The sequence below is a fragment of the Micromonospora wenchangensis genome (genome assembly GCF_002210435.1).
Lineage (GTDB): Bacteria > Actinomycetota > Actinomycetes > Mycobacteriales > Micromonosporaceae > Micromonospora > Micromonospora wenchangensis.
In genome coordinates this window covers 20,822-42,584 of sequence record NZ_MZMV01000058.1, presented here as the reverse complement: position 1 = coordinate 42,584, position 21,763 = coordinate 20,822, and the positions used below count along the sequence as shown (strand labels likewise).

Sequence of the window (21,763 nt, the reverse complement as noted above, 5' to 3'; positions counted from 1 at the left end):
CGGCCCGGCGCGGGCGGTGCCGGTGCACGCCGGGAACCCGTGGACGCGACGGAGCCCGGTCCGCGTGGTGCGGGCCGGGCTCCGGACGGGTCGGGACGGGCGGCGGGGCTCAGGCCCGGCCGGCGTGGCTGGCGAGCTGGTCGAGGCCCTGGATGATGCCGCCGGCCAGGTCCCCGCCGCCGAAGGACGCCACCATGGACAGCGCGGCCAGCTTGACGTACGTGTCGGGGATGCGCTTGCGGGCATACCGGCCGGTGACGACCTCCAGCTGGCGCTGGTTGGGCGACACGGCGATCAGCACCGACTTGTCCGGCTCGGCGAGCTGGCGGTGCAGCCGCTCGGCGTGCTCCCGGACGGGTTCGTCGAGGCCGCCGACGTAGACCGAGAAGACCAGGCCGCTGCCCTGGTCGGCCAGGCGCAGCGCCTCGTCGATGCGCAGCAGTTGCCGGGTCGAGAACGGCCCGTCCAGCACCTCGGGCGGGGTGCCCGTGCCGGTCTGGTCGACCTGCTCACCAACGGTCACTTGCGCCTCCGGTTCCACCGGCCGGCGCCTCGATGCCGGCCTGCTGCTGCTTGTGGCTGGTCAGCGCCGGCGCCTGGGCACCGGCGGCCAGGGCGGTGCCGGCCGAGTCGGCCAACTGCTCCGGGCGGCCCAGGAACCAGACCGGCGTGAAGTCGAAGCGTCGGCCCGGCCGGTAGCGCTTGGCGCCGCCGCCGCTGCCGTGGTTGGCGGCGAAGACCAGCCCGACGATCACCAGCACCACCGCCGCCGGGATGCCGACGAAGATCAGCAACGTGTCAGTGACAGACAATCCCAACGCCCCCAGGCGGTAAGAGAGACCAGAGCTTCCGGGTCGGGTGGACGATCGTGACACCGGCTCCCGACTCCGCTGCCATTCACGTTAGCGGAGCCGACGCCCCGCGAGCCTGCGGGGTGCCGATCCCACCTGTCACTCCAGTGTTCCAGCGGCCCCACGGTGGCGACGAGTCGGGTCACCCGGTCCCATCCTGCCGGTTCGGCACCCGATCGCGCCGGGACGACACGACCGGCACGGGTGTGGCGTCCGCCCCATATTCCGCTGACATGACCCGGCCGGGATTGCCGGTCTCGGTGCCGGGACCCGGAGGATGGCCCGTACCGATCGGACGTTTTCGATCGATTCCGGTCCACCCCACCCGCAGGGAGCCCCCGTGCAACCCGTGCCCGCCCTCCACCCCCACCCCACCCGGTCCCGCCGGCCCTGGCCCCGACTGGTCACCCGTCCGCTGCTCGTGCTCGCCCTGGTCGGCGGCAGCACGGTCGCCGCACCCGGCGCGACCGCCGCACCCGCCGGCGGCCGGACGGTCACGGCGGTCGCCGCCAACCCCTACGAGCGGGGCCCCGCCCCGACGACGGCCAGCATCGAGGCCACCCGGGGGCCGTTCGCCATCGCCCAGAGCACCGTCGCGGCGTCCGCCGTGAGCGGTTTCCGGGGTGGCACGATCTACTACCCGACCAGCACCGCCGAGGGCACCTTCGGCGCGGTGGCGGTCTCCCCCGGCTACACCGCCAGCCAGTCCAGCGTCGCCTGGCTCGGCCCCCGGCTGGCCTCGCAGGGCTTCGTGGTGATCACCATCGACACCCTCTCCGTGTACGACCAGCCGGCCTCCCGGGGCACCCAACTGCTCGCCGCCCTGGACTACCTGACCGGCAGCAGCGCGGTGCGGACCCGGATCGACCGCACCCGGCTGGCGGTGATGGGGCACTCGATGGGCGGCGGCGGCAGCCTGTCGGCGGCGAACACCAGGCCCGCGTTGCAGGCCGCCATCCCGCTCACCGGCTGGCACACCGTCAAGAACTGGTCGTCGGTACGGGTTCCCACACTGGTGATCGGCGCGGAGAACGACTCGACCGCCCCGGTGGCGTCGCACTCGGAGCCGTTCTACACCAGCCTGCCGGCGAGCCTGGACAAGGCGTACCTGGAGTTGAACGCGGCCGGCCACTCCGCGCCGACCTCGCCCAACGTCACCGTGGCGAAGTACAGCATCTCCTGGCTGAAGCGGTTCGTCGACGACGACACCCGCTACGAGCAGTTCCTCTGCCCCGCGCCCCGGGGCAGCGCGATCGAGGAGTACCGGGACACCTGCCCGCACTCCTGACCGCGCACCGGCCGGTCCCGTCGCCCCACCCGGCGGCGGGGCCGCACCCATGGGGCACGGCGGATCAGGACAGCGTGCCCGGGGGCGCCACCCACTCCGAGCGCGGACCGCCGACCTCGGCGAGCAGGTCGAAGTCACGGTCGTAGTGGAGCACGGTGGCGGAGTACTCGGCGGCGGCAGCCGCCACCACGACGTCCACCGGGCTGGCCGCCCGGTGGTGCCCACGGGCCGTCAACGCCAGTTGCAGATCACGTGCCCGGGTGGCGACGGCCGGAGTGATCGGCAGATCGATCATCAGTTCCGTCCGGCGGGCCCGCATCGCCATCGCGTCCCGGAAATCGCGGGCGCTCCGTCCGTCTTCGAGGTCGAGCGGCAGACAGGTGGCCGCCAGCCGTTCCACCAGGAGCGCCGCGATGCGCTTGCCGACGGGCGGCTGGCGCAGGCGTCCCCAGGCGGACGTGTCGATCAGGTACAGACCGACCGGTGTGGTCACGCCGCGTCCCGGGTGCCCCGGGGTGTCTTGTCGTCTTCGAGCAGACCCGTCCAGTCGCGGTCGATCGCGAGGAGTTCGCGAACGGCCTCCAGCCGCTCGCTACGCTCCGCCACCAGCCGGAGCGCAGCATGGATGGTGTCCTTCTTGCTCTTGGTGCCCAGTTCGAGGCGGGCCCGTTCGAGCAGTTCATCGTCGAGATCGATGACAGTTTTCATCGGCAGATGATATACCCCCGAGCGGGCCATATATAAGAACTGTCGGTCATCGGCGGGTCACATCGCGGTACGGGCCGACCACAGTTCGGGGAAGACCACCCGGGACATGCTGCGCTGCAACCAGGCCAGCCCCGCCGACCCGCCGCTGCCCACCTTGGCGCCCATGGTGCGCTGCACGGCCTTGACGTGGTTCCACCGCCAGTCGCCGAACTGCTCGGCCACGTCGGCCAGCGCGTCGCCGAGCTGCCGCAGGTGGTTGTCCGGCCCGTCGTCGTCGTAGACCGCCACCCAGGCCGCCTCGACCCTGGGGTGCGGCAGGTGCTCGACGGTGACGTCCCGGTCGCGCAGTTCGGCGGGCAGTTCGTGCCCGTACCGGCCGAGCAGGGCGACCACGTCGTCCCAGAGGCTCGGCGCGGCCAGCACGGCGTGCAGGTCGTCGTACACCCGGGGTTGGCGGCGGAAGGGGCGGATCAGCGCCGGGTCGCGCAGCCCGAGCAGGAACTCCAGTTGCCGGTACATCGCGGACTGGAAGCCGGAACCCTCGCCGAGCAGGTTGCGGAACCGGTTGAAGTCGGCCGGGGTCATCCAGCGCAACCCGCGCCAGGCGGCGTTGAGCCCCTCCAGGTGCAGGGCGGCCCGGCGCAGCGGGGCGAGCGCCGCCCACACCCGGTCGGCCCGCAGGTCACGCTGGGCCTGGCGCAGTTCGTGGCAGGTCAGCCCGAAGTACAGCTCCATGATCTGGCTGACCATCAGGAAGGACATCTCGCCCGGGTCGCTGCTCAGCGGCTGTTGGAGGGTGTGCAGGGTGCTGGCGTGCACGTACGCGTCGTAGGGCGTCCGGTCGGCGAACTCCAGGGTGGGCTCGCCGCCGTTGCGGGCGGCGCGGGCCCGGCGCTGCTGCGGGGTGGCCGGGCGCACCGCCGGGTTCGGGGTGTTCGCCCGCAGGTCCGTCTGTTCCACCGTCTCGCCTCCTCCGGTTCGGCTGTCCCGACATGATCTCCCGGTACGCACGCGTGGTGGAATGCCGCTTCGACGGCGCTGCCCGGCTCTCACTTCACGAACGAAAGGCACTTCGGCGGTACCACCTGCCGAAGATAAGGTCGGTGCGTGGACGAGATGGACTGGGCCCTGCTCCGCGAGTTGCAGGCCGACGCGCGGCTGTCGTACAGCGAACTGTCCCGGCGGGTGCACCTGTCCCCACCGGCGGTCGCCGAACGGGTCCGCCGGCTGGAGGAGTCCGGCGTGGTCACCGGCTACCACGCGCACGTCGACCTGGCCCGCGCCGGCCGGGGGGTGGTGGCGCTGATCCGGATGTCCTGTTACGGCCCGCGGTGCATCCTGCACGACCCGAACGTCGTCGACTGGCCGGAGATCCAGGAGATCCACCGGATCACCGGGGACGCGTGCAGCATGCTCAAGGTCGCCGCCGGCTCGATCGGGCAGTTCGAGGCGGTGATCGACCGACTCGCCCCGTACGGGCAGCCGTCCAGCACGATGGTGCTCTCCAGCCCGTTGCAGTGGCATCCGGTCACGCCACTGCCGCCCGCCGCCGACCCCGGGCGGGCCTGAGTCCGGGTTTGCCCCCGGGCCAGCGGGAATGCAGCCCCGCACACCCGTCGCAGGATTCCGGCGAACCGTCGCCGGGAGGGGGGAATCATGCGGGGGCTCACTCTGCACCGTCGTGCCGTCCACGCCGTGCTGGCGATGCTCACCCTGGTCGGGGTGTTCGTGCTGGCCGCGGCCGCCCCGGCGCGCGCCGGGGAGAACACCTTCGTCGAGGTCACGCCGAACACCGCGCAGGCCGGCACCCGGGTCAACGTCCGGGCGAGTTGCGACAACGCCAACAACCAGCAGGCCACCGTGCACTCGGACGCCTTCGGGCGGGTGGTGCTGCGGCCCGACAACGGCTTCCTCACCGGTGCGGTCACCGTCCCGGGCAACAAGCAGCCCGGGGACTACCCGGTCGACCTGCGGTGCGCCAACGGCAACACCGCCTCGACCATGCTGACCGTGCTGAACATGGCCCAGCCGAGCAAGGGCCCGGCCACCGGCGGCGGCGGGACGGCGGGCGACCGGGGCAGCGGTTCGCTGCTGCTGGTCGGTGGCCTGGCCGTGGTGGCCGTGGCGGCCGGGCTCGGCGTCTTCGGCGGCAACCGCCGACGGACCCGGCCCGGTGCCTGACCACCTGTCGTCATGGCCCGCACCCGTTCCCGGCCGGCCGGCCACCGGTTGCGGGCAGCGGCCCGGCGTACCGTCCGGGTCGCCGCCGGCAGCCGGCACGCCGCCCGCCGGATCGCCGCCCGCACCCGCCACGCCGCCCGGCGTTTCCGCCGGGTCGCCGGCCAGGCGTTCTCCGCCAGCGTGACCACCGCCGACCCGGTCACCCAGGCCCGTCCGGTACGCCCGGTGCCCCGGGGGCCGGCGTTCGGCGGCCGGTTCGCCGGGTCCGGGCCGGGCCTGCCGGTGCTGGCGGTCGCCGCGGTGATGCTGCTGATCGTGGCGATGCTCGGGGTGGAGCGGGTCACCGGGCTCAGCGTCCTGCCGGACCGGTTCGTCGCCGGCCTGCGCCCGCCGCCGAAGCGGTTCCCGGTGTTGTCGGGCAGCCCGCCGACCCAGATCGCCATCTCCCGGATCGACGTACGGGCCCCGGTGCACCAGGTCGGCATCGCCCCGGACGGCAGCATCGACGTCCCGGCCACCGCCCGCGCCCAGGAGGCCGGCTGGTACGACCAGGGCCCCACCCCCGGCCAGTACGGCCCGGCGGTGATCGTCGGGCACGTGGACACCACCACCGGCCCGGCGGTCTTCCACGGGCTGCGGGAACTGCGCGACGGCGACGAGATCGAGGTGACCCGCGCCGATCGCAGGGTCGCCGTGTTCACCGTCGACCAGGTGCAGCGGTACGGCAAGGAACGGTTGCCGGTCGACGAGATCTTCGGCGACTTCAGCCGCCCCAACCTGCGGCTGATCACCTGCGGCGGGCGCTGGGTCGGCGGCGGGACCGGCTACGCCGACAACGTCGTGGTGTACGCCACCCTGGTCCGGGCCCGCTGACCCGCGTCGTCGCGGCCCCGGGCACACCCGACGACGGGCGGCTTCGACTTCGCGCGGCGGTCAGGCGGCTTCGGCCTCGCGCAGCGGTTCCCGCAGGTCGAGCCAGTCCGCCCAGCGTGGGTCGGGCGCGCGGTGGCCGAGCACCCGCCAGGCGGTGCCCTTCGGGGCCGCCGGCAGGCAGTGCAGCCGCCAGCCCAGCTCGGCCGGGGTCTTGTCGCCCTTGGTGTGGTTGCACCGGGCGCACGCCGCGACCACGTTCTCCCAGGCGTGCCGGCCACCCCGGCTGCGCGGGAAGACGTGGTCGATGGTCTCGGCCGGACCCCGGCAGTAGGCGCAGCGGTTGCCGTCGCGGGCGAAGATCGCCCGGCGGGAGAGCCCGACGTGGGTGCGGTAGGGCACCCGGACGAACCGGGTCAGCCGCACCACGGAGGGGACGGGGAGCGCGTCGTGGGCGCTGTGCAGGATGCCGTCGCCGTCGGCGACACAGACGGCCTTGGCGGAGAGCACCAGGATCGCGGCCCGACGCACGGACACGACACACAGCGGCTCGTAGGTGGCGTTGAGGACCAGCGCGCCGGAGCCCACCGTGGGTCGTATGTCAGGCATCGTGCTCACCCTCCCGGTCCAGCCGCTCCCACCGCTGGCAGCGCCGGTCGACCCCCGGGCAGCCGAGGGCCACGACCGGCTCCGGCGGGATCACCGTCGTCCGTTGACGCCAATCGTCCCTGATCGGACCCCGTAATGCACGTACTAATCCGGGGTACCCGCGGAACCCTCCGCACGGTGTAGGAAGATGTCCGGTTCGGCACCGTACGGTCACGGGCCCGGCGGGCGTGGTGGGTCGGCCGTCGGCCGTCCGGCCCCCTGCGGTACGAAGACAGGGTGAGCGTCGTCAGCCTGTCGTCCGTCGTCCTGTCCGCCGCCCCGAGCCCGACCCCGAGCGGCAGCCCGGGTTCCGGGGACAGTTCGGGTGCCGACTGTCTGGGCAGCACCTCCTGCGAGTACCTGTACCGGGTGACCGGGTCGGCCTGGTTCGCCGAGGGCAGCTACTGGATCCTGCTCAAGCCGCTGCGGGTGGTGCTGATCCTGCTGCTGGCGTTCGTGGCCCGCTGGGCGCTGCACCGGACGATCAACCGGCTGGTCCGGACCACCACCGACGGTGCGGTGCCCACCCTGCTGCGTCCGCTGCGCGAGCGGGTGCCCACCGCCACGCTCGACCCGACCGAGTTCGTCCCCGAGCGGCGTCGCCAACGCGCCGAGGCGATCGGTTCGGTGCTGCGCAGCATGGTCACCGCGTTCGTCTTCGGCATCGCGCTGCTGATGATCCTGCGCGAGTTCAGCTTCGACCTGGCCCCGCTGCTGGCCAGCGCCGGCATCGCCGGGGTGGCGCTCGGTTTCGGCGCGCAGAGCCTGGTGAAGGACCTGATCGCCGGGCTGTTCATGCTGATCGAGGACCAGTACGGCGTCGGCGACACGGTCGACCTGGGCGAGGCGACCGGGGTGGTCGAGTCGGTGGGGCTGCGGGTCACCACGGTCCGCGACGGCCGCGGGGTGCTCTGGTACATCCGCAACGGCGAGATCATCCGGGTGGGCAACAAGAGCCAGGGCTGGGCGCTGGTCGTGGTCGACCTGCCGATCGGGTTCGCCGGCACCGAGGAGGCCAACGCGGTGCTGCGGACGGCCGCCGCCTCGGTGGCGGTGGACCCGGAGCTGTCCGCCGACATCGTGGAGCCGCCCGAGGTGCTCGGGGTGGAGCAGATGACCGTCGACGGCGCGGTGATCCGTACGGTGGTCAAGACCACGGCGGACGGCCAGTTCGCGGTCGGCCGGGAGCTGCGCCGCCGGCTCGCCGAGGCGTTGGAGAACTCGGGCATCACCGCGCGGATCGCGGCGGCCCGGCTCTATCCGGGGCTGCCGCCGGTCGGCATGACCACGGGGACCACCGCCGGTGTCCCCGCCGCCTCCGGCCTGTCCGGCCTGACCGCCCCGGCGGCCCCTGCCGCCTCCGGTCCGACGGCCCCGGCGGACGCCGGCACCTCCGCCGTCCCCGGTCCGACCGCCCCGTCGGGTCAGGCAGCCCCGACGGGCACGACCGGTCCGGCGGCCCCGGACGCCCCGGCGGACGCCGGCGGCACGGGTGTCGGGCGGGGTCGGGGGTAGCTGAAACCGCAGCTCATCACCAGCGCGGCCCGGCCCGATGGTCGGGCTCGCGCGCCGGGCGGCCCCTCGGGTATCGTCCGTTCGTTCAGTCGGGGATGCGACGATCAATCCGTTCGCCCTAGTCAGTTGTCAGACGATCGGGCAGAATCCGGTGCACGCGTTCCCGGGAGCGTGATCACGTCATCGCTGATCCGCGAATCTGACGACGGGGCCCCGCCGGGCCATCACAAGTGGCCGGTGCCGGGGCACGATGGAGGCGACGGTGTCCGACCAGCGACCCGCCCCGGACCGGCCGGCCACCTTCCGCGAGGTGTTCGGGCAGGGGGAGTTCCGGGCGGTCTTCGCCGCCAGTGTCCTGTCCTGGGTCGGCGACTACGTCGCCAAGGCCGCCGTCACCGTGCTGGTCTACCAGGAGAGCCGCTCCGTCGCCCTGTCCGCCGCGGCGTTCGCGGTCAGCTACCTGCCGTGGCTGGTCGGCGGTCCGCTGCTCGCCGCGCTCGCCGAGCGGTACCGGCACCGGCCGGTGATGGTGACCTGCGACGTGATCCGGATGCTGCTGACCGTCCTGATCGTGCTGCCCGGCCTGCCGGTCTGGGCGATCCTCGCGTTGCTCTTCGCCGCCACCCTGGCCAACCCGCCGAGCCAGGCGGCCCGCTCGGCGTTGCTGCCGGCGATCCTCACCGGCGACCGGCTGGTGCTCGGGCTGTCGCTCAACGCCAGCGCCAGCCAGGCCGCGCAGGTGGTCGGCTACCTGGCCGGCGCGGCGGTCGCCGCGGTCAGCCCGACGGCGGCGCTGCTGCTCAACGCGGCCACCTTCGGCCTGTCCGCTCTGCTCGTCCGGCTCGGCGTGCACGACCGGGAGCCGACGCTGAGCGCGGCGCACCGGACCCACCTGCTGCGGGAGACCGGCGAGGGGTTCCGGATCGTCTTCGGCACGCCGGTGCTGCGGGCGATCAGCCTGCTGGTGTTCAGCGCCATGCTGTTCTCGATCGTCCCGGAGGGCCTGGCCGCCGCGTGGGCCGGCGAACGCTCCGGCAACGGCCTGGACTCGGGTGCCGCCCAGGCCGTCATCATGGCGGCCAACCCGGTCGGGTACATCGTCGGCGGCCTGCTGGTCGGCCGGCTGGTGACGCCCGCCGGCCGGCTCACCCTGATGCGACCGCTGGCGGTGCTCGCCCCGCTGGCCCTGGTGCCGGCGCTGCTGAACCCGCCTCCGGTGGTGGTCGCCCTGCTCGCGGCGGCCTGCGGCTTCGCGGTCGCCGGCCTGATCCCGACGGCGAACGGTCTGTTCGTGCGGGCCCTGCCCAACGGCTACCGGGCCCGTGCCTTCGGCGTGATGGCCACCGGCATCCAGGTGATCCAGGGTGGTGCGGTGCTGGTCACCGGCATGCTCGCCGACCGGTTCTCGGTGCCGGTGGTGGTCGGCGTGTGGAGCGCCGCCGGGGTGCTGTTGATGCTGTTCACCGCGCTGCGCTGGCCGGACCGGGCGACCGTCGACGCCGCGGTGAAGGCCGCCGATCTGGCCAACGCCGGCACCGGGTCGCCGGTGGGCGACCGGCCCGCGTCGGCGACGCCCCGGCCCGGACAGCGGACCGGTCGGCGGCACGCTGTGATGTGATCGGCCGGTGGGCGGCGGTCGTGGCGTCGCCGTACCTGGCAGGATGGAACTGTGGATTCCGCAGGCGACCCCCGGCCCGTTCCGTCGACGACCTTCTTCGACGCGGTCGGTGGTGAGCCCACCTTCCGGCGGCTGGTCGACCGGTTCTACGCCGGCATCGCCGACGATCCGCTGCTGCGCCCGATGTACCCGGAGGGCGACCTCGGGCCCGCCACGGAGCGGATGACGCTGTTCCTGATGCAGTACTGGGGCGGCCCGAACACCTACTCGGCCCAGCGGGGGCATCCCCGGCTGCGGATGCGGCACGCGCCGTTCCGGATCGGCCCGGCCGAGCGGGACGCGTGGCTGCGCCACATGCGCCGGGCGGTGGACGAGTTGGACCTGCCGCCGGAGCCCGCCGCCACCCTCTGGGACTACCTGGAGCGGTCGGCCTACTTCATGGTCAACGTGATGGAGGACCCGGCCGTCGGCTGATCCGGCCGCCGCGACGGCGCGGGCGGCTCAGAGCAGAGCGCCCTCGTCGTGCAGCCAGTCGACGAAGGTGGTCGCCACGGCCGCGCCGCAGTCGAGCATCTCCACCAGCAGCGCGTCGTGCGCCCCGGCGCCGAGCGGCACCTGCAGCTCGGCGTAGATGGGCAACTGGCCGCGCTCGGTCGGGTCGCCGATGTACGCCTTGCAGAACCGGCGGGTGTGGTTCCACTCGTTGACCACCCGGTAGGCCCGGTCGGCCCAGTCCGGCGGCACGGTGGCGTGCGGGCGGGCCCGCATCACCAGGATCTCGTCCTCGGGGCCTTCGAGGGTCACCAGCACCGCGTGCCGTTCCCACATGGCCAGCAGGTTGCCGTCACCGTCGGCCAGGTAGCGCACGTCGAGCAGGTCGAGCGCGTCGCACACCCGGGCCAGGGTGACCGGGGCCACGGAGGCCGGCCGGTCGGTCACGACGGGCCGATCGGTGCCGGGGCAGTCCTCCGCCGGTTGCCGGGGCGGCGGTGGCCCCACCCGGATGCTGTCCACCGAGACTCCGCTTCGAGTTTCCGGGTCGCCGCCAGCGGCGGGACCAGGGCGCCATGACCACCACGGCATCGCTCGCGCACCTCACTCCCCAGCGGATCCAATCGCCTACGGTGCGTTGGATCCGAGGATGGACGGTACCCGGACAGCCGGGTTGAGACACCCCCCCAACGGCAGCCCCAACCCGGAAGAATGAGCCGGGGTCATACTTTCGGCTGATCCCGCGCCGGACGAATTGCGAGATCCGAAACTTTCCGCGACCAGGCGGCTCCGTATGGTCCCACCAGACCGACCCACCGGCCGGCCACCCGGACCTGGACCTCCCCCGCCGTGGTGACCTCGGCCGGGCCGAGGAACCCCATCCGGACCAGCCCCTGCACCAGCCGTTGGGTGATCTCCACCGGGTCGGCCGGATCGGCGTCGGGAGTGACGGTCACCGCCACGTGGTCGAGCAGCGCGTCCCGCAGCACCCGCTGCCCCACCGCGCGCCCGCGTACCCCCTCGGTGGCGGCGGTGCGCAGGGTGCCCGCCGCGGCCTCGGCGATGCGCCGCAGCTCGGCGGCGGGCAGCACCTCGACCGGGCGGCTCACCACCGGGGGCAGCGGCCACCGCCACCGCTCGTCGCGGCCGGGCGGCAACGCGGTGTCGGCGTCGGCCAACCGGGCCAGCAGCTCGGCCGCGTCCACGGTGACGTCGGCCGGGGCGGTCCCGGCCACCGTCCGGACCACCAGCACGTCCCACGGTAGCCGGGCCCAGAGCGCGGTACGGCCGACGCCGGGCAGCGGGCGTAGCCGGACCACCGTGGCCGGGTCGAGGCGGACCAGCCGGGCCAGGAAGGCCCCCGCGTCGTCCGCCCCGGCCAACCCGTGCCCCGGCCGGACGGTGGCGCCGCCGTTCACGCCGCCCCGTCGGTCAGGGCCCACGACTCCAGGAACGCCCGTTCGTCGTCGCTGATCCGCCGGGGCCGCTTCTCCACCAGGTCGAACGGGACCAGCACCGAGCGGGCGGTGCTGGCCAGCACGTCACCGTCGTACAGCTCGTAGGCGACGGTGAACGAGGCGGCCCGGATGCGCTCCACCCACAGTTCGATCCGGACGGTCGGCGCGGCCTGGGCGGTGGCCCGGCCGAGCGCGTAGTCGACCGGACGCAGGTAGTCGACCTCGTGCCGGCGGATGACGACCCCGTCGGCGAACGAGCCGACCCCCCACGCCTTGCCGCCGGCGAACATCAACGCCACCCGCGCCTCCTCGTACAGGGTGAGGAAGCGCGAGTTGTTGACGTGGCCGTACGCGTCCAGGTCGGACCAGCGCAGGGTGCAGTGGTAGACGAAACGGTCCGCCATGCTCAGTCGCGGGTCAGCTTGCGGTAGGTCACCCGGTGCGGCCGGGCCGCCTCCGCCCCGAGCCGGTCGATCTTGTTCTTCTCGTACGCCTCGAAGTTGCCCTCGAACCAGAACCACTTCGCCGGGTTCTCCTCGTCGCCCTCCCAGGCCAGGATGTGGGTGGCGACCCGGTCGAGGAACATCCGGTCGTGGGAGATGACCACGGCGCAGCCGGGGAACTCCAGCAGGGCGTTCTCCAGGCTGGACAGCGTCTCGACGTCGAGGTCGTTGGTGGGCTCGTCGAGCAGGATCACGTTCCCGCCGATCTTGAGGGTCAGCGCCAGGTTGAGCCGGTTGCGCTCGCCACCGGAGAGCACCTTGGTCGGCTTCTGCTGGTCCGGCCCCTTGAAGCCGAACGCGGCGATGTACGCCCGCGACGGCATCTCGACCTTGCCGACCATGAGGTGGTCCAGCCCGTCGGAGACGACCTCCCAGACCGTCTTGTCGCCGTTGAGGCCCTCCCGGTTCTGGTCGACGTAGGACAGCGAGACGGTGGGGCCCACCCGGACCTCGCCACCGGTCGGCTGCTCCAGCCCGACGATGGTCTTGAACAGGGTGGTCTTGCCGACGCCGTTCGGGCCGATGATGCCGACGATGCCGTTGCGCGGCAGCGAGAACGACAGGTCGTCGATGAGCAGCCGGTCGCCGAAGCCCTTGCTGAGGTGGTTGGCCTCGATCACCGTGCTGCCCAGGCGCGGGCCCGGCGGGATCTGGATCTCCTCGAAGTCCAGCTTGCGGGTCTTCTCCGCCTCGGCGGCCATCTCGTCGTAGCGGTCCAGCCGGGCCTTGGACTTGGTCTGCCGGGCCTTGGCGTTGGAGCGGACCCACTCCAGTTCCTCGGTGAGCCGCTTCTTCATCTTGGCGTCGCGGCGGCCCTCGACGGCCAGCCGGGCGGCCTTCTTCTCCAGGTAGGTGGAGTAGTTGCCCTCGTACGGGTACGTCCGGCCGCGGTCCAGCTCCAGGATCCAGTTGGCCACGTTGTCGAGGAAGTACCGGTCGTGGGTGATCGCCATGACGGTGCCGGCGTACTTGGCCAGGTGCTGCTCCAGCCAGGACACGCTCTCCGCGTCGAGGTGGTTGGTGGGCTCGTCGAGCAGCAGCAGGTCGGGCGCCTCCAGCAGCAGCTTGCACAGCGCCACCCGGCGGCGCTCCCCACCGGAGAGCTGGGTGACGTCGGCGTCCGGCGGCGGGCAGCGCAGCGCGTCCATGGCCAGTTCGAGCTTGGAGTCGATGTCCCAGGCGTCGAGGTGGTCCAGCTCCTCCTGGAGCCGGCCCATCTCCTCCATGAGCTCGTCGGAGTAGTCGGTGGCCATCTGTTCGGCGATGGCGTTGAACCGGTCCAGCTTGGCCTTGGTCTCGGCGACCGCCTCCTCGACGTTGCCGAGCACGGTCTTGGCGTCGTTGAGCGGGGGCTCCTGGGCGAGCATCCCGACGGTGTAGCCGGGCATCAGCCGGGCCTCGCCGTTGCTCGGCTTGTCCAGCCCTGCCATGATCTTGAGGAGGCTGGACTTACCGGCGCCGTTCGGGCCGACCACACCGATCTTGGCCCCCGGCAGGAAGTTCAGCGTCACGTTGTCGAGCACGACCTTGTCGCCGTGCGCCTTGCGCGCCTTTTCCAGGACGTAGATGAACTGGGCCACGGTGCGGGGTACCTCCGTCGGTTACTGTCGCGCGTCGGTTACTGTCGCGGGCTCGCGGGTGCGTCGGCGCGGGCTCCGACCTCCACCCGCCGCCGGCCGGGGGCCGGCCACGCGCACGCCGTCGTCAATCCTGACAGGTACGGCCGGCCGCGCCCACATCACCCCGCCAGGTCCGGTCCGCGCCGGGTCCGCCACCGCTGAGCTGGTGATGTTGACAAGATCACGGTACGGGTTCAGCGGCCGTGGGACGGGTAGGTAAGTCCGGCACGGGGTCCCAGACGCCGCAGCTACGCTCAGTACGCTCATCGCGGTGGACCCGTCAGCACCCGGAGGTGGCCGATCGTGACCGTCCGTAGCTCCTTTGTCGTTGTGGCCAACCGACTGCCGGTCGACGAGGTGAGCACACCCGAGGGACGACAGTGGCGGCGCAGCCCCGGCGGGCTGGTCACCGCGCTGCACCCCGTTCTCGCCGAGCACCGGGGCACCTGGGTCGGCTGGGCCGGTGGCACCGGCGCCGCCCCGGAGCCGTTCGACCTGGAGGGCATCCGCCTACATCCGGTGCCGTTGAGCGCCGAGGAGTTGGAACGTTACTACGAGGGCCAGTCCAACGCGACCATCTGGCCGCTCTACCACGACGCGGTCGAGACACCCGCCTACAAGCGCCGCTGGCGGGAGGCGTACCGGCTGGTCAACGCCCGGTTCGCGGAGGCGGCGGCGGACGTCGCGGCCGAGGGCGCGACGGTCTGGGTGCAGGACTACCAGCTCCAGCTCGTCCCGGCGATGCTGCGCGAGCTGCGGCCGGATCTCAAGATCGGCTTCTTCCTGCACATCCCGTTCCCGCCGATCGAGCTGTTCATGCAGATGCCGTTCCGCACCGAGATCCTGCGCGGTCTGCTCGGCAGCGACCTGGTCGGCTTCCAGCAGCGGCTGGCCGCGCAGAACTTCGTCAGGCTGGCCCGGCACCTGCTCGGGCTGCGCTACGAGGGCCAGATGATCCAGGTCGACGGGCGGCAGGTGAAGGCCGGCGCGTTCCCGATCTCGATCGAGACCAAGGAGATGGAGCGGCTGGCCGAGGACCCGGCGATCCAGGCCCGCGCCAAGCAGATCCGCGAGGAGCTGGGCAACCCGAAGACGATCATCCTGGGCGTCGACCGGCTCGACTACACGAAGGGCATCGAACTCCGCCTCAAGGCCTTCCGGGAACTCCTTGCTGACGGAAAGTTGACAGTTCCGGACGCGGTTATGGTGCAGGTGGCCACCCCCAGCCGGGAGCGCGTGGAGCACTACCAGGCACTTCGGGTCAAGGTGGAACGCGAGGTTGGTCGGATTAACGGCGAATTCGGCAGGGTCGGCGTGCCGGCGGTGCATTATCTGCATCAGTCGTACAGTCGCAGCGAACTGGCCGCGATGTACGTCGCGGCCGACGTGATGATGGTGACCCCGCTGCGAGACGGAATGAACCTGGTGGCCAAGGAGTACGTCGCATCGCGCGCCGACCAGGGCGGTGCGCTCGTGCTCAGTGAGTTCGCCGGCGCCGCCACCGAGTTGCGCCAGGCGTTCCTGTGCAATCCGCACGACCCCGACGCCGTCAAGGACGCCCTCCTGCGGGCTGTACACGTAGAGAAGCCGGAGGCCCGTCGACGCATGCGGATCATGCAACGTCACCTGCGCACCCACGATGTGGGGCACTGGGCGAAGTCCTTTCTGACCGAGTTGGGCGCACCGGGGACGGAGGCCGAGTGAACGCCCCCACCGCCGAGATCATCACCCCCGCCGCCGGGACGATGGACCCGGAACTGCTCGCCGCGATCGGGCGCGTCGCCCGCGTACCACAGCTCCTCGTCGCCTGCGACTACGACGGCACCCTCGCGCCGATCGTGGAGGACCCGAGCAAGGCGGTGCCGCTGCCCGAGTCGGTCGCCGCCGTCCGGGCGCTGGCCTCGCTGCCGCAGACCACCGTCGCGGTGGTCTCCGGGCGGGCGCTGCGCGACCTGGCCGCGCTGTCCCGGCTGCCCAACGAGATCCACCTCGTCGGCAGCCACGGCTCCGAGTTCGACATCGGCTTCGTCGAGCGGCTCTCCCCCGAGTTGGTCGCCGTGCGCACCCGGCTGCGCGACGCGCTGCGCGAGATCGCCCAGGCCCACCCGGGGGTACGGCTGGAGCGCAAGCCGGCGAGCGTCGCGGTGCACACCCGCGGGGTCGAACCGCAGGTCGCCGCCGCCGCCGTCGAGGCCGTCCGCAACGGCCCCGCCAAATGGGACGACGTCACCGTCACCCAGGGCAAGGAGGTCATCGAGCTGTCGGTGGTCGCCACCCACAAGGGCACCGCGGTCGACCAGCTCCGCACCCAGCTCTCGGCCAGCGCGGTGCTGTTCATCGGCGACGACGTCACCGACGAGAACGCCTTCGGCACCCTGCGCGGCCCCGACCTGGGCATCAAGATCGGCCCGGGGGACACCCAGGCGCACTACCGGGTGGCCGAGCCGGTCGAGGCGGCCCGCGCGCTCGGCCTGCTGCTGGAGACCCGCCGGCACTGGCTGTTCGGCGAGCGGGCGGTGCCGATCGAACGGCACTCGATGCTGGCCAACGGCCGTACCGTCGCGCTGCTCACCCCCGAGGCCAAGGTGAGCTGGCTCTGCCACCCCAAGCCCGACTCGGCGGCGATCTTCGCCGACCTGGTCGGCGGCAGCCCGGCCGGGCACTTCACGGTCGGGCCGGAGCGGGGCGGCATCCCGCTGGGCCAGCGCTACCGCAACGGCACGATGACCGTGGAGACCCGCTGGTCGGGGCTCACCGTCACCGACTGGCTGGACCTGCCGGCCCGGGAGACCACCCCGGACGGCCCGGCCGTCGTCACCGGTGACTCCACCCTGGTCCGGGTGCTCACCGGCTCCGGGCGGGCCCGGGTCGAGTTCGCCCCGCGTCCCGAGTTCGGGCAGGTCGCCACCCAGCTCCAGCCGATGGACGACGGCCTGCTGGTGCTCGGCTCCAACGAGCCCGTGGCGCTCTACTCCCCCGGGGTCACCTGGCAGGTCCGCAACGACGGCGGGTACGAGACCGCGCACGCCGTGGTCGACCTCTCCGCCACCGGCGGCCAGGTGGTGCTGGAGCTGCGCTTCGGCACGCACAGCCTGGAGGACCACGCGGTCGGCATCCACGAGCGGCAGGCCAAAGCGGAGCAGCCCTGGAAGGACTGGGTGGCCTCGCTGCGGCTGCCCGCCACCGCCCGGGACCTGGTCGCCCGCAGTGCGCTCACCCTGCGCGGGCTCTGCCACGAGGCGACCGGCTCGATCCTGGCGGCGGCGACCACCTCGCTGCCGGAGGAGCTGGGCGGCGTCCGCAACTGGGACTACCGGTACTGCTGGCTGCGGGACGCGGCGATGACCGCGCGGGCCCTGGTCGACCTCGGCTCGATCGAGGAGGCCGAGGCGCTGCTGCGCTGGGTGGACGGCTGCATCGAGCGCACCGGCGGGCACCCCGAGCGGCTGCACCCGCTCTACACCGTCGACGGCTACGAGCTGGGTGCCGAGGCGGTCATCGACACCCTTCCCGGGTACGCCGGCTCCCGGCCGGTCCGGGTCGGCAACCTCGCCAACCACCAGCTCCAACTGGACGTCTTCGGCCCGATCGCCGACCTGATCGCGGCCGTCGCCGACGCCCGGGGTTCGGTCCGCGACGACGAGTGGCGGGTGCTGGACAACATGGTCGAGGCGGTCCGCCGCCGCTGGCACGAGCCCGACCACGGCATCTGGGAGGCCCGCCTCCCACCCCGGCACCACATCTTCTCCAAGGTGATGTGCTGGATGACCGTCGACCGGGCCCTGCACGTGGTGCGTCAGCACGACGGCGAGGACCGGCCGGAGTGGGTGGAGCTGCGCGACCGGATCGGCGCCAACGTGCTGGAGAACGGCTGGCACGAGGAGGTCGAGGCGTACAGCGTCGCGTACGGCGACGAGGACATGGACGCGTCCTCGCTCTGGATCGGGCTGTCCGGCCTGCTCCCGGGCGACGACCCGCGCTTCCTCTCCACCGTGCTCAAGATCGAGGCGGATCTGCGCAGCGGCCCGGTCGTCTACCGCTACCACTGGGACGACGGGCTGCCGGGCCGGGAGGGTGGCTTCCACATCTGCACGGCGTGGCTGATCGAGGCGTACCTGCGCACCGGTCGGCGTACCGACGCCGAGGAGCTGTTCGCCCAGATGGTCGACACCGCCGGCCCGACCGGGCTGCTCCCCGAGCAGTACGACCCGCTGGCCGAGCGCGGGCTGGGCAACCACCCGCAGGCGTACAGCCACCTCGGCCTGATCCGGTGCGCCCTGCTGCTCGACAACATGCTCAAGCAGTAGCGCCCCACACGATCGACTCAGTTGGGCCGATGTAGCGGTATCCGCGACACGGGATACCGCCACATCGGCCCACAAGGGGTGGATCAAGACGCGGACGGCCGGACGGCCCGGCAGGGTCAGGGCGTCAGGGCGTCGACCACGTCGCCGATCACCACGATGGCCGGGGGGCGCAGGCCCGCCGCGACCACGTCGGCCGCCACCGCGCCGAGCGTCGACCGCAGGCTGCGCTGACCACCAGTGGTGCCCTCCTGGATCACCGCGACCGGGGTCGCCGCGTCCCGGCCGTGCCGGGTCAGGGTGTCGGCGATGGCGGCCAGGTTCTTGAGCCCCATCAGCACCACCAGGGTGCCCCGCAGGCCGGCGAGGGCCTCCCAGCGCACCAGGGAGACCGGCGAGTCCGGGGCGACGTGCCCGGAGACCACCGTGAACTCGTGCGCCACCGCCCGGTGGGTGACCGGGACACCGGCCGCCGCCGGCACGGCCACGGCGCTGGTCACCCCGGGCACCACGGTCACCGGCACGCCGGCCTCCGCACAGGCCAGCAGCTCCTCCCCGCCACGCCCGAAGACGTACGGGTCGCCGCCCTTGAGGCGCACCACGACCTTGCCGGCGAGCGCCCGGTCGACCAGGATGCGGTTGATCTCCTCCTGGGCGCGGGACGGCCCGTAGGGAATCTTCGCGGCGTCGACCAACTCGACGTCGGGACGCAACTCGTCCAGGAGCAGGCCGGGCACCAGCCGGTCGGCGACCACCACGTCCGCCTCGGTGAGCAGCCGCCACCCCTTCACCGTGATCAGCTCCGGGTCGCCCGGCCCCGCGCCGACCAGCGACACCCGGCCGACCGGGCCACCAGGACGGGTCACGGCGTCGCCGGACCCGGCCGGCGTCGGCTCCGGCGGGCCCGCGACGGGCGCGTCCGCCACCGGTTCCCCCGGGTCGACGAGCGGGCCCGTCCGGGCGGCGAGCAGCTCCCGGACTGCGTCCCGGACACCCATCGCCCGGTGCGGGTCTCCCCCGCCCAGCACGGCCACCGTCACCGGCCCGTGCCGGGTCACCGCCGGGGTCCACGCGGTGGCCGCCGTCCGGTCGTCGGCCCGGACGCAGAAGATCCGCCGTTCGTCGGCGACCGCGCTGACCGAGGCGGCGGCGAGCGGGTCGTCCACCGCGACCTGGACCAGCCACGCCCCGTCGAGGTCGTCGGGGGCGAACCGGCGGGGCCGCCAGTGCAGCCGCCCGGCGTCGACGTGCGCGCGCAACGCGGGGGTGACCTCGGGGGCGACCAGCAGCACGTCGGCCCCGGCGTCCAGCAGGGCGGGCACCCGCCGGCTGGCCACGGCGCCGCCGCCCACCACGACCACCCGCCGCCCGGCGAGCCGCAGGCCGAGGGGGTACGGGTTGGTGCTCACTTCTCGGAGACCCCCGCCGCGTCGAAGGTGGCCACCTCGTGCAGCACCCGGACCGCGCCGGTGACCACCGGCAGGGCCAGCAGCGCCCCGGCGCCCTCGCCGAGGCGCAGGCCGAGGTCGACAAGCGGGTCGAGGCCGAGGTGCCGCAGCGCCACGGTGGCACCCGGCTCGACGGAGCGGTGCCCGGCGACCATCGCACCGACCGCGTCGGGGGCGAGGGCGGCGGCGGCCAGCGCGGCGCTGACCGCGATCACCCCGTCGAGCAGCACCGGCACCCGGCGGGCCGCCGCGCCGAGGATCAGGCCGGCCAGCGCCGCGTGCTCCAGGCCACCGACGGCGGCCAGCACCCCCAGCGGATCGGCCGGGTCGGGCCGGTGCCGCTGAAGCGCCGTGCGCACCACGCCGACCTTGCGCCGGTACGTCTCGTCGTCCACCCCGGTGCCCCGGCCGGTGGCCGCCTCCGGGTCGACCCCGGTGAACGCGGCGACCAGCGCGGCGGCCGGCGTGGTGTTGGCGATCCCCATGTCGCCGGTGAGCAGCACCCCCGCCCCGGCGTCGATCAGCCCGCCGGCGACCCGGATGCCGGTCTCGACCGCCGCCCGCGCCTCGTCCCGGGTGAGGGCGGCGGTGACCGTCATGTCCCGGGTGCCGCGTCGCACGTTCGCGTCGAGCAGGCGCGGCGGTGCCGGGGCGGTGCCGGTCGGGCCGGACGCGGCGTCGGCGGGCGCGGCATCAGCGGACGTGGCGTCGGCGGGCGGGAACGGCAACGGCGCGGCCACACCGACGTCGACCACGGTGACCGACGCGCCGGCCTGCCGGGCGAACGCGTTGACGACCGCCCCGCCGGCCAGGAAGTTCCCGATCATCTGGGCGGTGACCTCCTGCGGCCACGGGGTGACCCGCTGGGCGTGCACGCCGTGGTCCCCGGCGAAGATCGCCACCGCCGCCGGTTCGGGCAGCGGCGGCGGGCAGACCCCGGCCAGGCCGGCCAGGCGTACGGACAGCTCCTCCAGCACGCCGAGCGAGCCGGCCGGCTTGGTCAGGCGGGCCTGGAGGTCCCGGGCGGCCGTCATCGCCACCGGGTCGGGCGGACCGATCTCCGCGATCGTCGTCTCCAACATCATGCCTCCAGGATCTCCGCCAGTACCTCGATGAACGCATCCGTGGTGGCCGGGTCGCGGACGGCGATCCGCAGCCAGTCCGGACCCAGCCCGGGGAAGGTGTCGCCACGTCGTACCGCCCAGCCCCGGTCGCGCAACGCCTGGCGTACCCGGTCGGCCCCGGGCCGGTGGACCAGGACGAAGGCGCTGGCCGGGCGGCCCGCGACGCGTACCCCCGGTAGGGCCGACAGGCGGCGCACCAGGTGCTCGCGGTCGGCGGCGAGCCGGGCGGCGATGGCGCGCTCGGCGGCGACACCGGCCGGGGACGCGACGGCGGTGGCGGCGGCCAGCGCCGGGGTGGACACGGCCCACAGCGGCTGGGCGGCGGCCAGCCGCTCCAGCAGGGCGGCCTCGCCGAGCAGGTAGCCGATCCGCAGCCCGGCCAGGCCCCAGGTCTTGGTGAGGCTGCGCACCACGACCAGGCCGGGCAGGTCCCGGCGGGCCGCGAGCGACTCGGGTTCGCCGTCGACGCCGGGGACACCGGTGGTGTCGGCGAACGCCTCGTCGACGACGAGCACCCGGCCGGGCCGGGCCAGGGCGGCCAGGTCGGTGGCGGGGTGCAGCACCGAGGTCGGGTTGGTCGGGTTGCCGATCATGACCAGGTCGGCGTCGGCCGGCACCCGCGCGGGGTCGAGCCGGAAGTCGTCGTCCGGGTCGAGCAGGAGCCGTTCGACCCGGTGGCCGGCGGCCCGCAGCGCGGCCTCCGGCTCGGTGAACTGCGGGTGCACCACCACCGGGCGGCGCACCCCGACCAGGGCGCGGGCGAGCAGCACGAAGCCCTCGGCGGCACCGGCGGTGAGCAGCACCTCCGCCGGTGGGCGGCCGTGCCGGGCGGCGACGGCGGCGCGGGCCGGCCGGGGGTCGGGGTAGCCGGCCAGGTCGGCGAGGGCGGCGGTGACCGGGTCGGCCAGCCAGTCCGGCATCGGGTCGCGGCGGACGTTGACGGCCAGGTCGACCAGGCCGGGGGTGGCCTCGGCGTCCCCGTGGTGGGCGAGGTCCGGTTCGGCGTCGACGGTCGCCCCGGGCGCGGTCGCCGGGCCGGCACCGGCGGCTTCCGGGCCGGTCGACGGCTCGACGCCGGTGAGTTGCCCATGCATGTCCGCGATCCTGCCGGGAAGCCGGCGCAGGGGACAGCCGATC

At 73.5% G+C, this 21,763-nt stretch carries 21 protein-coding genes and 1 pseudogene; 9 read left to right on the top strand and 13 right to left on the bottom strand.

Annotated features, from left to right (window positions below; all coding sequences use genetic code 11):
• Nucleotides 1–109 precede the first annotated feature (109 nt).
• Both B5D80_RS26130 and ctaJ read right to left on the bottom strand, forming a co-directional pair.
• A complete protein-coding gene (locus B5D80_RS26130; protein WP_088646598.1) occupies nt 110–523 on the bottom strand; it encodes a DUF5130 family protein in 414 nt (137 codons plus the stop codon).
• Nucleotides 510–812, bottom strand: a complete 303-nt coding sequence (gene ctaJ, locus B5D80_RS26125; protein ID WP_431886645.1) for an aa3-type cytochrome oxidase subunit CtaJ — start codon at nt 810–812, stop codon at nt 510–512. Before ctaJ ends, B5D80_RS26130 begins: the two co-directional genes overlap by 14 nt.
• A 388-nt stretch (nt 813–1,200) precedes the next feature.
• On the opposite strand from ctaJ, the gene B5D80_RS26120 reads away from it, so the two are divergent.
• A complete protein-coding gene (locus B5D80_RS26120) occupies nt 1,201–2,139 on the top strand; it encodes a poly(ethylene terephthalate) hydrolase family protein (protein WP_211291654.1) in 939 nt (312 codons plus the stop codon).
• A 64-nt stretch (nt 2,140–2,203) separates the two neighbouring features.
• On the opposite strand, the gene B5D80_RS26115 is transcribed toward B5D80_RS26120, so the two are convergent.
• Genes B5D80_RS26115 through B5D80_RS26105 form a run of 3 tightly spaced genes read right to left on the bottom strand, consistent with a single transcriptional unit; the run spans nt 2,204 to nt 3,807 of the window.
• Nucleotides 2,204–2,632, bottom strand: a complete 429-nt coding sequence (locus tag B5D80_RS26115; protein ID WP_088646596.1) for a PIN domain-containing protein — start codon at nt 2,630–2,632, stop codon at nt 2,204–2,206.
• Nucleotides 2,629–2,847 carry a type II toxin-antitoxin system VapB family antitoxin gene (locus tag B5D80_RS26110; protein ID WP_088646603.1) on the bottom strand — a complete coding sequence of 73 codons (219 nt, stop codon included), beginning with the start codon at nt 2,845–2,847 and terminating at the stop codon, nt 2,629–2,631. Before B5D80_RS26110 ends, B5D80_RS26115 begins: the two co-directional genes overlap by 4 nt.
• 57 nt (nt 2,848–2,904) lie before the next feature.
• Nucleotides 2,905–3,807: a tryptophan 2,3-dioxygenase gene (locus tag B5D80_RS26105; RefSeq protein WP_088646595.1), complete on the bottom strand. Its 903-nt coding sequence runs from the start codon at nt 3,805–3,807 to the stop codon at nt 2,905–2,907.
• A 147-nt stretch (nt 3,808–3,954) separates the two neighbouring features.
• Here B5D80_RS26105 and B5D80_RS26100 point away from each other — a divergent pair, with 147 nt between their 5' ends.
• From B5D80_RS26100 to B5D80_RS26090, 3 genes are all read left to right on the top strand, one after another.
• A complete protein-coding gene (locus B5D80_RS26100; RefSeq protein ID WP_088646594.1) occupies nt 3,955–4,416 on the top strand; it encodes an Lrp/AsnC family transcriptional regulator in 462 nt (153 codons plus the stop codon).
• Between the two features lie 87 nt (nt 4,417–4,503).
• Nucleotides 4,504–5,028 carry a hypothetical protein gene (locus B5D80_RS26095; RefSeq protein WP_245854988.1) on the top strand — a complete coding sequence of 175 codons (525 nt, stop codon included), beginning with the start codon at nt 4,504–4,506 and terminating at the stop codon, nt 5,026–5,028.
• 48 nt (nt 5,029–5,076) lie between these two features.
• On the top strand, nt 5,077–5,901 hold the full coding sequence (locus B5D80_RS26090) for a class F sortase (protein ID WP_425437261.1): 825 nt from the start codon (nt 5,077–5,079) through the stop codon (nt 5,899–5,901).
• Between the two features lie 60 nt (nt 5,902–5,961).
• On the opposite strand, the gene B5D80_RS26085 is transcribed toward B5D80_RS26090, so the two are convergent.
• Complete coding sequence (locus B5D80_RS26085) at nt 5,962–6,507, bottom strand: HNH endonuclease (RefSeq protein WP_088646592.1); 546 nt, start codon at nt 6,505–6,507, stop codon at nt 5,962–5,964.
• A 306-nt stretch (nt 6,508–6,813) separates the two neighbouring features.
• Between B5D80_RS26085 and B5D80_RS26080 the strand changes: the two are divergent.
• The 3 genes and pseudogenes from B5D80_RS26080 to B5D80_RS26070 form a co-directional block, all read left to right on the top strand.
• Nucleotides 6,814–7,857 (top strand): annotated as a pseudogene (locus tag B5D80_RS26080) (mechanosensitive ion channel family protein); the annotation flags it as partial.
• 454 nt (nt 7,858–8,311) lie between these two features.
• The gene (locus B5D80_RS26075; RefSeq protein ID WP_088646591.1) at nt 8,312–9,679 is read left to right on the top strand and encodes an MFS transporter; all 1,368 of its coding nucleotides are present in this window, start codon (nt 8,312–8,314) and stop codon (nt 9,677–9,679) included.
• A 51-nt stretch (nt 9,680–9,730) separates the two neighbouring features.
• Nucleotides 9,731–10,153 (top strand): globin, encoded by a 423-nt coding sequence (locus B5D80_RS26070; RefSeq protein ID WP_088646590.1) that lies wholly within the window; start codon nt 9,731–9,733, stop codon nt 10,151–10,153.
• A gap of 27 nt (nt 10,154–10,180) precedes the next feature.
• Here the strand turns inward: B5D80_RS26070 and B5D80_RS26065 are convergent, their stop codons facing one another.
• The 4 genes from B5D80_RS26065 to ettA form a co-directional block, all read right to left on the bottom strand.
• Nucleotides 10,181–10,762, bottom strand: coding sequence for a type III secretion system chaperone family protein (locus tag B5D80_RS26065; RefSeq protein WP_088646589.1), 582 nt, complete (start codon nt 10,760–10,762; stop codon nt 10,181–10,183).
• Nucleotides 10,763–10,893: 131 nt separating this feature from the next.
• Complete coding sequence (locus B5D80_RS26060; protein WP_088646588.1) at nt 10,894–11,589, bottom strand: DUF8185 domain-containing protein; 696 nt, start codon at nt 11,587–11,589, stop codon at nt 10,894–10,896.
• Entirely contained in the window at nt 11,586–12,032 is a 447-nt protein-coding gene (locus tag B5D80_RS26055) for an acyl-CoA thioesterase (protein WP_088646587.1), read from the bottom strand. Before B5D80_RS26055 ends, B5D80_RS26060 begins: the two co-directional genes overlap by 4 nt.
• 2 nt (nt 12,033–12,034) lie before the next feature.
• Entirely contained in the window at nt 12,035–13,711 is a 1,677-nt protein-coding gene (ettA, locus tag B5D80_RS26050; RefSeq protein ID WP_088646586.1) for an energy-dependent translational throttle protein EttA, read from the bottom strand.
• A gap of 342 nt (nt 13,712–14,053) precedes the next feature.
• Between ettA and B5D80_RS26045 the strand changes: the two genes are divergently transcribed.
• Nucleotides 14,054–15,454 carry an alpha,alpha-trehalose-phosphate synthase (UDP-forming) gene (locus B5D80_RS26045; protein WP_088646585.1) on the top strand — a complete coding sequence of 467 codons (1,401 nt, stop codon included), beginning with the start codon at nt 14,054–14,056 and terminating at the stop codon, nt 15,452–15,454.
• Between the two features lie 41 nt (nt 15,455–15,495).
• Nucleotides 15,496–18,057 carry a trehalose-phosphatase gene (otsB, locus tag B5D80_RS26040; RefSeq protein ID WP_088646601.1) on the top strand — a complete coding sequence of 854 codons (2,562 nt, stop codon included), beginning with the start codon at nt 15,496–15,498 and terminating at the stop codon, nt 18,055–18,057.
• A 116-nt stretch (nt 18,058–18,173) separates the two neighbouring features.
• On the opposite strand, the gene cobA is transcribed toward otsB, so the two are convergent.
• From cobA to cobC, 3 genes are read right to left on the bottom strand one after another with little or no spacing between them, the layout of a single operon-like run.
• Nucleotides 18,174–19,463 (bottom strand): uroporphyrinogen-III C-methyltransferase, encoded by a 1,290-nt coding sequence (gene cobA, locus B5D80_RS26035; RefSeq protein WP_088646584.1) that lies wholly within the window; start codon nt 19,461–19,463, stop codon nt 18,174–18,176.
• Nucleotides 19,460–20,584, bottom strand: coding sequence for a nicotinate-nucleotide--dimethylbenzimidazole phosphoribosyltransferase (cobT, locus tag B5D80_RS26030; protein WP_088646583.1), 1,125 nt, complete (start codon nt 20,582–20,584; stop codon nt 19,460–19,462). The genes cobA and cobT overlap by 4 nt, the downstream gene beginning before the upstream one ends.
• Nucleotides 20,584–21,720, bottom strand: coding sequence for an Rv2231c family histidinol phosphate aminotransferase CobC (gene cobC / locus B5D80_RS26025; protein WP_088646582.1), 1,137 nt, complete (start codon nt 21,718–21,720; stop codon nt 20,584–20,586). The genes cobT and cobC overlap by 1 nt, the downstream gene beginning before the upstream one ends.
• Nucleotides 21,721–21,763 lie beyond the last annotated feature (43 nt).

Excerpts from the sequence above, each read along its gene's own strand:
- B5D80_RS26110 (WP_088646603.1), bottom strand. The coding sequence starts at position 2,847 with ATGAAAACTGTCATCGATCTCGACGATGAACTGCTCGAACGGGCCCGC.
- B5D80_RS26085 (WP_088646592.1), bottom strand. The coding sequence starts at position 6,507 with ATGCCTGACATACGACCCACGGTGGGCTCCGGCGCGCTGGTCCTCAAC.
- B5D80_RS26065 (WP_088646589.1), bottom strand. The coding sequence starts at position 10,762 with ATGCCGTGGTGGTCATGGCGCCCTGGTCCCGCCGCTGGCGGCGACCCG.
- otsB (WP_088646601.1), top strand. The coding sequence starts at position 15,496 with ATGGACCCGGAACTGCTCGCCGCGATCGGGCGCGTCGCCCGCGTACCA.
- B5D80_RS26075 (WP_088646591.1), top strand. The coding sequence starts at position 8,312 with ATGGAGGCGACGGTGTCCGACCAGCGACCCGCCCCGGACCGGCCGGCC.
- B5D80_RS26055 (WP_088646587.1), bottom strand. The coding sequence starts at position 12,032 with ATGGCGGACCGTTTCGTCTACCACTGCACCCTGCGCTGGTCCGACCTG.
- cobT (WP_088646583.1), bottom strand. The coding sequence starts at position 20,584 with ATGTTGGAGACGACGATCGCGGAGATCGGTCCGCCCGACCCGGTGGCG.
- B5D80_RS26095 (WP_245854988.1), top strand. The coding sequence starts at position 4,504 with ATGCGGGGGCTCACTCTGCACCGTCGTGCCGTCCACGCCGTGCTGGCG.
- cobC (WP_088646582.1), bottom strand. The coding sequence starts at position 21,720 with ATGCATGGGCAACTCACCGGCGTCGAGCCGTCGACCGGCCCGGAAGCC.